13 protein-coding genes and 2 pseudogenes are annotated in these 8,793 nt (G+C 31.4%); 7 read left to right on the top strand and 8 right to left on the bottom strand.

Annotated elements, in window-relative coordinates:
* Both P618_RS03975 and P618_RS03970 read left to right on the top strand, forming a co-directional pair.
* The coding region (locus P618_RS03975; protein ID WP_040458455.1) for a transposase at positions 1–304 on the top strand (304 nt) is incomplete at its 5' end.
* A gap of 295 nt (positions 305–599) precedes the next feature.
* Positions 600–1,127 carry a hypothetical protein gene (locus P618_RS03970; RefSeq protein ID WP_021827102.1) on the top strand — a complete coding sequence of 176 codons (528 nt, stop codon included), beginning with the start codon at positions 600–602 and terminating at the stop codon, positions 1,125–1,127.
* Positions 1,128–1,536: 409 nt separating this feature from the next.
* Here the strand turns inward: P618_RS03970 and P618_RS06855 are convergent.
* Both P618_RS06855 and P618_RS09380 read right to left on the bottom strand, forming a co-directional pair.
* Positions 1,537–2,007 (bottom strand): annotated as a pseudogene (locus P618_RS06855) (transposase family protein); the annotation flags it as partial.
* Positions 2,008–2,096: 89 nt separating this feature from the next.
* Positions 2,097–2,228: a hypothetical protein gene (locus P618_RS09380; protein WP_420805322.1), complete on the bottom strand. Its 132-nt coding sequence runs from the start codon at positions 2,226–2,228 to the stop codon at positions 2,097–2,099.
* Between P618_RS09380 and P618_RS08660 the strand changes: the two genes are divergently transcribed.
* The gene (locus P618_RS08660; RefSeq protein WP_021827099.1) at positions 2,208–2,366 is read left to right on the top strand and encodes a hypothetical protein; all 159 of its coding nucleotides are present in this window, start codon (positions 2,208–2,210) and stop codon (positions 2,364–2,366) included. The two genes, P618_RS09380 and P618_RS08660, sit on opposite strands and share 21 nt — an antisense overlap.
* On the opposite strand, the gene P618_RS09375 is transcribed toward P618_RS08660, so the two are convergent.
* Together P618_RS09375 and P618_RS08860 are read right to left on the bottom strand one after the other, a co-directional pair.
* Positions 2,308–2,463 carry a hypothetical protein gene (locus tag P618_RS09375; protein WP_156918998.1) on the bottom strand — a complete coding sequence of 52 codons (156 nt, stop codon included), beginning with the start codon at positions 2,461–2,463 and terminating at the stop codon, positions 2,308–2,310. The two genes, P618_RS08660 and P618_RS09375, sit on opposite strands and share 59 nt — an antisense overlap.
* Before the next feature lie 18 nt (positions 2,464–2,481).
* The gene (locus P618_RS08860; RefSeq protein WP_024161183.1) at positions 2,482–2,607 is read right to left on the bottom strand and encodes a hypothetical protein; all 126 of its coding nucleotides are present in this window, start codon (positions 2,605–2,607) and stop codon (positions 2,482–2,484) included.
* Between the two features lie 507 nt (positions 2,608–3,114).
* Here P618_RS08860 and P618_RS03965 point away from each other — a divergent pair.
* The 3 genes from P618_RS03965 to P618_RS03955 all read left to right on the top strand — a co-directional run bounded on the left by P618_RS03965 (position 3,115) and on the right by P618_RS03955 (position 6,053).
* A complete protein-coding gene (locus tag P618_RS03965; RefSeq protein ID WP_021827098.1) occupies positions 3,115–3,600 on the top strand; it encodes a hypothetical protein in 486 nt (161 codons plus the stop codon).
* A 126-nt stretch (positions 3,601–3,726) separates the two neighbouring features.
* Positions 3,727–4,347 carry a hypothetical protein gene (locus P618_RS03960; RefSeq protein ID WP_040458454.1) on the top strand — a complete coding sequence of 207 codons (621 nt, stop codon included), beginning with the start codon at positions 3,727–3,729 and terminating at the stop codon, positions 4,345–4,347.
* A 104-nt stretch (positions 4,348–4,451) separates the two neighbouring features.
* Positions 4,452–6,053: a hypothetical protein gene (locus P618_RS03955; RefSeq protein ID WP_156918997.1), complete on the top strand. Its 1,602-nt coding sequence runs from the start codon at positions 4,452–4,454 to the stop codon at positions 6,051–6,053.
* A 700-nt stretch (positions 6,054–6,753) separates the two neighbouring features.
* Here the strand turns inward: P618_RS03955 and P618_RS03950 are convergent.
* The 3 genes from P618_RS03950 to P618_RS08655 all read right to left on the bottom strand — a co-directional run bounded on the left by P618_RS03950 (position 6,754) and on the right by P618_RS08655 (position 7,982).
* Entirely contained in the window at positions 6,754–7,005 is a 252-nt protein-coding gene (locus P618_RS03950) for a hypothetical protein (protein WP_021827095.1), read from the bottom strand.
* 353 nt (positions 7,006–7,358) lie between these two features.
* Positions 7,359–7,835 (bottom strand): IS5 family transposase, encoded by a 477-nt coding sequence (locus tag P618_RS07350; RefSeq protein WP_021827094.1) that lies wholly within the window; start codon positions 7,833–7,835, stop codon positions 7,359–7,361.
* A gap of 27 nt (positions 7,836–7,862) precedes the next feature.
* Positions 7,863–7,982: a transposase gene (locus P618_RS08655; protein WP_239638262.1), complete on the bottom strand. Its 120-nt coding sequence runs from the start codon at positions 7,980–7,982 to the stop codon at positions 7,863–7,865.
* A 12-nt stretch (positions 7,983–7,994) separates the two neighbouring features.
* Here P618_RS08655 and P618_RS09370 point away from each other — a divergent pair, with 12 nt between their 5' ends.
* Positions 7,995–8,300 (top strand): ISAzo13-like element transposase-related protein, encoded by a 306-nt coding sequence (locus tag P618_RS09370; RefSeq protein WP_075260906.1) that lies wholly within the window; start codon positions 7,995–7,997, stop codon positions 8,298–8,300.
* Between the two features lie 204 nt (positions 8,301–8,504).
* Here P618_RS09370 and P618_RS06840 read toward each other — a convergent pair.
* Positions 8,505–8,714 (bottom strand): annotated as a pseudogene (locus tag P618_RS06840) (IS5/IS1182 family transposase); the annotation flags it as partial.
* Positions 8,715–8,793: the final 79 nt, after the last annotated feature.

Raw genomic sequence — 8,793 nt, 5'->3', positions numbered from 1 at the left:
GCTTTATCTCATCTCTAACGACCTAGGCCTTGATGCCGACCGCATGTATAAAGTCTACCAAAAAAGGTGGCAAATTGAAATTTTTCATAAATCGATTAAGCAGAATGCAAGTTTATCTAAATCACCTACCAGAACTATAAGAACACAATCTAATCATCTATTTGCATCACTCATTGCATACTGCAAATTAGAATTATTGAAAGTGAAAACCTCATTGAATCATTTTGCAATAAAACAAAAACTATTGTTAAAAGCCAATGTTTTAATGTTCAATGAACTTCAAATTTTGAAAGGTGCTACGTAAGATGAGTTATGAATAGAACACGATAATATCTCATACCATTTTTCTAAATTATTTTATCTAAAACACTTTTAAAAACAGCCAATTTAATGCATAATTAATCAGAGAGACAAAGAATACAAAAGTAAATAAAATGATCACCACTGTTAATAACCGAGAATGTTTATAAAAAAGCCATTATACCATTTTCCTAAATTAAATTTAGAAAAATAGTATAATATAAAAGTTTTTTAGTAAAATAATAAATTAATATTGTTTTATTATCATTATATTGAAAAACCAAATTATAGAAAAGCTTATGAATAAAAAATATTTTACTACATTATTTGTATATTTTGCTATTTTATCAAATAATAGCGCTGTGGCCTTGGTTAAAAAAAATGTTTTAACTTCAAAAAATATCTCTTCTTCTACTTCACTTGCTGCTAAAACTTCCTCGGATTCTTCGAAAAATTTTTTAGATTCTCATAAAAACCTTCTGGAATCTCGTAAAAATCTTTTAACTTCTACTAAAACTTCTGTATCCCCTGCAATAAGTGCTCCGACTTTTCGAAATCTTTCTGGCCAAACTTCTCTACCCCTTACTTCTGGTACAACAGTTTTGCAAACGAATTCTTTACATACACCTTTAACTGCAACCGATCAACAAACAGCTTCTGTACATCCCGCGTTACCTTTGCCTGATCAGCAGACTTTACCTCCTTCTTCCCAAATTTCTTCTTTGCATGAGGGAGGGAATCCAAACACAGAAGGGGCTGTTTGCAATAAAAATACCGAAAATTTTTTACGAAAATTAAAATCTGATCTTGAAAAACTAAAGTTGTAAATTATTAAAGAGTAAACTTCTTCAGAAAACAGATATTAAATAAAAATTAAGCTAAAAAAGATCTGGAAGCGCACACAAAACACGAACAAATCAAAGAATTAGAAAATGAAAAATTTCCCAGAATTATCGGTGTTAAAAAAATATTCTATATAAATGATAGATATTTTGAAAAGTGGCGAAAAGAATAAAGTAGATATAGAAATTAGGCTAGTTACGTCACTTTAATACATTCGCCAAGATGATTTTCACGTTAGCTAAAGTTATGGCGCCCAGTGAAAGCACTGCATACGATAGACTTAAAGGAGGATGCTCTCATTAAAGATCCAGACTTCGCAAGGCAGTGCTTAGGAGAGATGTAAGGGGTTAAAAAGTACAGAAACACTAGACCTCTTTTGAAACTCATTTATACTCACTCCAAATTATAAATTCCAGTGATCAGATTGAATCTTAGGCCCAATCTTTTTCGCCTGTTTTTATATTTGTCAGACATGATTTTAAATCGTTTTAGGATACCGATAACATTTTGATTTTCAACTTTTGAACTCGCAAGTTTTTGGTTTTTCTGCTTATCCTATGTTGTTAAAGAATTTTTCTTCGTCTTTTTCTTTTACAGCGCAGATTTAATATGCAATTTTTGTATCCCTTGATATCCAAAGTCAGTAATGATCTTTATATCAGGAGCTATCTTTATTTTCGATTCTTTAAATACTCTAAAATCATGTTGTTTACCATTTTCAAAATCAGTGCATATTACTTGTTTCGTCTTTTTATCAACAAAAATTTGGGTTTTAAAAGTTTTTCTTCTCTTTTTTCCTGAATAAAATTTCCTTTATTTGTTAGTGCGATTCTTTCTTTTTTTAGGCATTTCCGTAGCATCTATTTCTTTAGTCTCAACAACATGTGGTTTGGATTATGATTAAAATTAAACTTGTTACGCTCAATTTTTAATATAATAATATCAAAAGGGGTCTAATATTTCAATGATTTCAGCTTTCTTTGATGATTATAGTAAAGCACAAAAGTCATCATATGGCGCTTTAGCTCATCGAGGTTTTTGTAAAAATACGCCTTTGTTGTGTAGTGTTTGAGAATTCTGTTGATGACTTCGACCTGATCGTTGATCCAAGGATGCTTGAATTTGGTGAATTCGTGTTCAATGTTATGCTTCTTGCATATCACATCAAAGGCGGTGCGTTTTGTTTTTTGGCCTCAGGTGTTGCGCAAGCAGTTCATAGGTGAATTTCGCCCCATTGTCTGTGAGAATTTTCGTTATTTTAAAAGGACAATGGGCGATCAGTCTTGGGCTATGCAGAGCTAGAGCGTTTATCTTCAACACAACCAACTTTCTTCCACTTCAAAACAGTTTTAATAGTGAAGGCCCAGACGCTTTGCTATTTTTAGCGGCGCTCTGTACAGAGTTTTGTATTTCTTTTCGGACTCGAAGCATCGTCTTGGCATTTTCATGCAGTATACTTCCCATAAATTACCCTCCTTTAGTTCCTTATAGGTTATACCATAAAAATTTGAAACTAAACTTTATGAAGCTATTGCCGCATTCTTTCAAATCCCATTTTCATGCTAAATTACTATAATACAGCTAAAAATATCGATATACTCAGAAAATGGGCGTTCAACATAAATACAAAAAGCCAAAGATAAAACCGATCAATCCTTAAAAAGCGTGCTGTGTAAAAATTTAATCTCATTCAAGCACCCAATCAAATTACTGCAAAAATTTTTTCATGCGCAGGCCCTGACTACCTGCATCAGATTTTTTTTAATTTTGTACAAACATTATATCTGCTTCCCTCCGGAAAACGTATTATTGGGATCTTCATTCTCTACACAATACATTGAGGATACGTTTCATTTTCTTATAAATTTTTCTCGTTAAAAAAATAAATAATAAAAATATATTAACATTGTTGTTGACATTTATGTTAATAATATGTATTATTAGTTATGTGTTAACTAATATTGATTTGTTATGAAAAAAAATTTGATTTTATTATTGTGTTTATTCGTTTCACAAGTTTCTTTGGCTGGTTTATCGGAAATTTCTATTTTAGTAAATTATATAGAAAGCGACAATCTTAATGCTTTCATGAAAGATCTGGATAATCCGGAAGTTAATGAAACAATGAATGGATCTGATTGGGCAAAAATAATTGCACATTGTATTGAAAAAGATAAGAAAGCGTTTTTTGAGATCATTTCTGCAAATAAAAAAATTACTGAAAAATTAAATGAAGCTGATTGGACAGCAGTATTAGAAGCTTGTACCCAGGAAAATAAGAAAGAATTTTTCGAAATAGCTTTGATTTCTAATGGGCAACAAGTGGCACGATACTGTTTCAAGAACAATAAAAAAGAGCTTTATGAGATAGCTTTTACGAATGAAAAAATTACTGAAAAATTGAATCACGATGATTTAACAGAGATATTACTTGCTGTGTCAATCCTCATCAGATAAATGTGGCTATATCGGCGCTGAAGAATGAAAAAGTTTCTGAAAAATTGACTAGTATTGATTTGGGATGGATATTATATTACTGCAGCGATCTCGGTCATATAAATATGGCTATATCGGCGCTAAAGAATGAAAAAGTTGCTGAAAAATTGTGTAATACAAGATTGGTATACCATGTTAAATCTAAGCATCAAGAAAAATCAAAAAAAAATATTCGAGATAGCTTTTGAAAATGAAAAGATTACTAAACAAAATGGCATGTGGTCTGCCCTCTTAACAGAGTGTATCCAACAAAATAGTAAAGAATTTTTTGCTATGGTGTGTTCTAATCAAAACATTATGAAAAACTTAAGCGCTGAGCAAGCTTTTAAGGTATTGCAACTCTGTATCCAAAACAATCAGAAAGAGTTATTCGAGATAGCTTTGAGTAATGAACGGATTATTGAAAAATTAAAGGAAGATCTAGGAAGTACAGGATTGTATACTATTTCAAAATTATTTAAGAGTTGTATCCAAAAAGATAAGAAAGATTTTTTTGACGCAATGTTGAGTAACGAGAACATAGTGAAATACACCGATCCATTTGAATTTAAAGCGTTAATAAAAAAATTTATACTTGAAAATAAGAAAGATTTTTTTGACGCAGTGTGGAGTCATGAAAAATGGCTGAAAAAATTCAGAATTTTAACTGGTCAAATCCGAGATTTGTCTGGTCAGATATTTGCAAAAATTTTAAAAATATCGAACTGAAAAAAACTTTTTTTAACTTTTTTTGTAACAATAAGCAAATTCTTCAACGATTTAAGAGCTCTGATTGGTTTAACCTATTAAAGTATGGTCTTTCGAAGAAAGAGTTGGAAATTTTTTTTTCAACTTCAGAATACCATAAAGTTATGGAAAAATTTGATGGAGCGTGTTGGCTAATAGCGTTGCTATATTATATGAAAAAAAGTCCTGCGAATAATTTCGCACGAATTTTGGAAAATCAAGAAATGCTTAACAAAATGGATGGATCGAATTGGAGTGATTTATTAGATGAATGTATCAAAAATAATACTAATTATAATTTTTTTAAAAAAATTTTAAATTCTAAAAAAATAAACGAAATAATTAAAAAATTAGATGGATTACCTTGGAAGATTATAAAGTATATCAATCGTAATGATACATGTGATTTCAAAAACACTTTGAGTAATGGGGAATTTACTCCAGAGAGCATAAATTTTGTTTTTAATAAATTAAAACCTTCTGCAGAAGTAGTGCAAGATTTTATTAAGATTGTCTTTAAACTGAAAAATTTTTCTTCTGACGACTTGACTAATTTCTTTCAAAAAAATACTGCCAACATGAATTATGAAGAGGCTATAATTAAGGAGATATCGAGAATAAAGGGAGAATGCTTTATTCATCGTGCCTTCGAGTTCCTTCAGACAAAGAATTTTAATTCTGTTAAGAAGCTTCTTAAAGAAATTCAAACAATTAAAACAAGCATTCTAACATCAGATATAGTAGAAACAGTGATGAAAAGTGTAGAAAACATTAAATTTTCCGATCAAGAAGCAATTACAGAATTAAAAGAGACAATGTCTCCTTTTCAGTGGTGGACAAACGCCTATATTGTGAAATATAACGATGACCTTAAAGAAGTACACACAGAAATAGACAAATGCATTGTAAATATCGCAAATAATCTGAAAAAAGAACAAAAAGAAATCTTCCTAAAGGGAGTGTATTATGCACGTAATGGATTTGATGGATACGATCAAAAATTTAATCCATATCTTCATTTAGCGATGTTAGATACGAGTATAGCTTGCGCACAAGGATATAAGTTAAAGAAAATGTTCGCAAAAGAAATAAATGAATTTTCACTTTTTTATAATAGTATATTAAAAGAACCACGTAAATTATTTAACAAATATACACTTTGTATCAATGACGAATTTAATAAGGCGTACCCAAAAATTTTGGAAATAGATACCAGTATCGATGAAAAGGGTAAGAAGAGTTTCCAAATTACTCGAAACGCTTCTATGGAAAAATTAGTCGATGATGCGTATAAAATGCAATCTTGTTCGTTTGATACAGCTTTGGAACGACATCCGGAATTATGCAGAAGATTTCAGAAGCTTTTAGGAGAAAGCCCAAAAATTTTGACGCAATTTTTAAAAGAAATAACGGATGAATCTAACACACTATCTGCGTCAGATTTCGCAGATCCAGAAAATCCTTATTTTCGTATCTTAGAATTTTACAACAATGCGGTAGATGCTGGAAAAGATGCTCCATTAGAAGTGCCACAAAATTCTGGATACTCAAAAAAAGATTTCGAAAAAGGACGGTGCATGGATGGATTGAATATCGATGCTCACTATACCATAGCTCAGGTAGAAGGACTTCGGATTAGACTTCCTACAGTATATATGGAGTGTAATAACACTCAGAAACAGAACTAATACATCATACTATGGAATATTGTAAAGGATATTTTATTTTTGAATGTCCTTTTTAATAAAATTGATTTTAACGACTGGATGTAGCTAATTTATCAAAAAAAGCATCCTCTTAAAAAAATCAACCGTCGATTTGTGGAAAAATTCGCAGATCTGATAACACGCTTGACTTAAGCTCATTTTTTCTTGAAAGGTTAAGGTCGAGAAAACACGTAAATAGGAAAATGAAAATAAAGAGGCAAATATATCGAACCAGAATTTATTTCAATTTACTTCTAGAATTTACTTTTGAAAAAATGCCTTAATGCTATGGTCAACTTTACATCTTATGATTTTAGCTTGAGCCTACTTTTTCTCTATACAGATTAAAGTCTGAAGAATTTTGGAAAGTAAATCTTCCTATGTTCAGCCTCTTTTATAGATTTTTTATTTGTGAAAGCACGTATTATTAAGAATTAGAATCCTTTGATATGAGAGTTTTAGGATCAAAGCTTCAATTATCCAAGTGCTAAATATAAGTCCTCAATTATATGGTCTTAAAATATTCTCCTAAAATTTCTTAAACTTCAACTTAATTTACTGGAAGGATCACAACTTCATTCTGGAACACGTGCATTTACACATTAATCTTTTCATACAAAAGCAATTTTTGCGAGATAAATATTTTTTGATATTTTTACAAATATTTCTATCCACCTCTCATTTATTGATATTGTTTTAATACCCAATTAATTAAATGAATTTCAGAAACATTCTTTGCTTCTTTACTGCGACGCAACAATTCTTGCAAAACCAGGGCTTTTCCTTTTGCCGTTAAAGCTAGGTATCTTTGACATTGTTTAGGGTCATCACATAAGCGTTTTTCTGCATCACGAATCCAGCAAATTAATTCTGATTCAAATCCGTATACTTGAAAAAAAATATTTCCTAAAAAAATACTTATCACTTTTTTCATAAAAAAATATACGCCCCCAGCTCACATAAAATAGTTTAAAAGAATTAAAAAAAAGCAAATTAAGAAATAATTTTTTTCAATCTAAAACAAAATAAAACATTAATTTTTAAAATACACTGATAATTTCTTTAAAATAAGAGGTTGATATTAGAAAGGTTTCTCTTTTGGCGTTAGACAGAAAAAAACAAGCTATCGTCTCACAAATTTTACCAAAGACGCTTCTGGTAATTTTTACCCCAGAATGTGTCAGCATGTGTATATTTTTCCAAAATTTTAATAGACATACAGAGTTTTTTAATGGGATTTAAGTCTGAAAAATACGAAAAAAAGTACTCATTTTTTAGATAGTGTAGTCACGAGATATTAGCCCATAAAGCGATACATCGAATTTGTACTGCTGCCAAGAATGATCTGGCATTTTTCGCATAACGGCTTGCAATACCACGCCAGCGCTTGAGATGGAGAAATGCATTTTCAACAAGATGCCGCAACTTGTATAAATCTTTATCATAGCCTTTGTGAACTTTTCGGTTTTTTCTTGGAGGTATGACTACGGTCATGCCTTGGCTTTGGGCCTGAGCAACACTCGCATCGCTATCATATTTGTCTGCGAGTAAATATTCGGCTGCGATGCCGCTTATCAATTGCCAAGCTTGCGTCCAATCAGCCGTGGTACCGTCTGTAATAATGATTCTGACTCGGCATACCATGCACATCCACGGCCAGATGTACCTTTGTATTAAGCCCCCTTTTGAGCGGATCATCTCTTGATTTCCACCTTTCGCACCAGCTGCATGAGGATGCACTTTGATGTGACTTGCATCAATCATCAGCCATTTATAATCCGGAACATCAACTCATTCTTCGAGCAACTTCTCCCAGATACCTTTGTCTCTCCATCTGATAAAACGACGGTGCGTATTGCTCCAGCTTCCATAATCTGGCCATGGCGCTCCTGTCCTTAAGATCCAAAACATGGCATTTAATACATTGGCGATTATCTTTTAGCTCTCCCGCCCCAAATATTTAGTTATATTTCTAAGAACTGGCGTGGCAAGCCATTAATTTCAAGAGAAGCAGTTGTCAATTTGATTGGAAACCCTGCAACCAATAAAGGTCTAAAAATCAGTGCTGTTCTTGATCAAAACAACCATAATACAGGGAGAAAAATAGATGATAATGTATTGGCAGCTTTAAAAATTTTTGCAGATCAATTTCACCTTAAATGGAACTATGTAAAATTTTGTAAGTTATTTTTTCACAGCTCCATAACGTCAACGTGTCCATTAGTATAGATTTAAAAGAAAAGGCTATAAAATTTATCAAAGTAGGTACCAGTCAAAAAGAAGCGTAGAGAGTTTTTGGAATAAATAAAATGACAATCAACAGGTGCCATTTACGTGATAAAAGTAAAGGACATTTAAGTCCAAAGATACATTTTGGTGCAAAGCAAACTATAGAAAAAAATTTTTTATTCAATAGACCTCTTTAAACCCTATTTATACCCACTCAAAATTATAAATTCCAGTGATTAGATTGAATCTGAGGCCAAATCTTTTTCGTCTGTTTCTCTATTTTTCAGATATGATTTTAAGTTGTTTCAGCATACCGATAACATTTTCGTTTGCAACTCTTTCACTCGCAAGTTCTTGATTTTTCTGATTGTCCTCTGTTATTAAAGGACTTTTCTTCGTCTTTTTCTTTGGCAGATAGAAATTTACTATCTCATCTTACGTAGCACCTTTCAAAATTTGAAGTTCATTGAACATTAAAACATTGGCTTTTTAA

Origin of the sequence: Holospora obtusa F1, assembly GCF_000469665.2 — a bacterium.
GTDB lineage: Bacteria > Pseudomonadota > Alphaproteobacteria > Holosporales > Holosporaceae > Holospora > Holospora obtusa.
The sequence above is the reverse complement of the archived record's forward strand: the minus strand, read 5'-3'. Positions and strand labels throughout refer to the sequence as shown.

Bases quoted from the DNA above. Each gene is read 5' to 3' on its own strand.
- P618_RS03960 (WP_040458454.1), top strand. From the start codon at position 3,727: ATGAAAAAGTTGCTGAAAAATTGTGTAATACAAGATTGGTATACCATG.
- P618_RS03965 (WP_021827098.1), top strand. From the start codon at position 3,115: ATGAAAAAAAATTTGATTTTATTATTGTGTTTATTCGTTTCACAAGTT.
- P618_RS03970 (WP_021827102.1), top strand. From the start codon at position 600: ATGAATAAAAAATATTTTACTACATTATTTGTATATTTTGCTATTTTA.
- P618_RS03950 (WP_021827095.1), bottom strand. From the start codon at position 7,005: ATGAAAAAAGTGATAAGTATTTTTTTAGGAAATATTTTTTTTCAAGTA.
- P618_RS08860 (WP_024161183.1), bottom strand. From the start codon at position 2,607: ATGGGAAGTATACTGCATGAAAATGCCAAGACGATGCTTCGAGTCCGA.
- P618_RS07350 (WP_021827094.1), bottom strand. From the start codon at position 7,835: ATGATTGATGCAAGTCACATCAAAGTGCATCCTCATGCAGCTGGTGCG.
- P618_RS08655 (WP_239638262.1), bottom strand. From the start codon at position 7,982: ATGTTTTGGATCTTAAGGACAGGAGCGCCATGGCCAGATTATGGAAGC.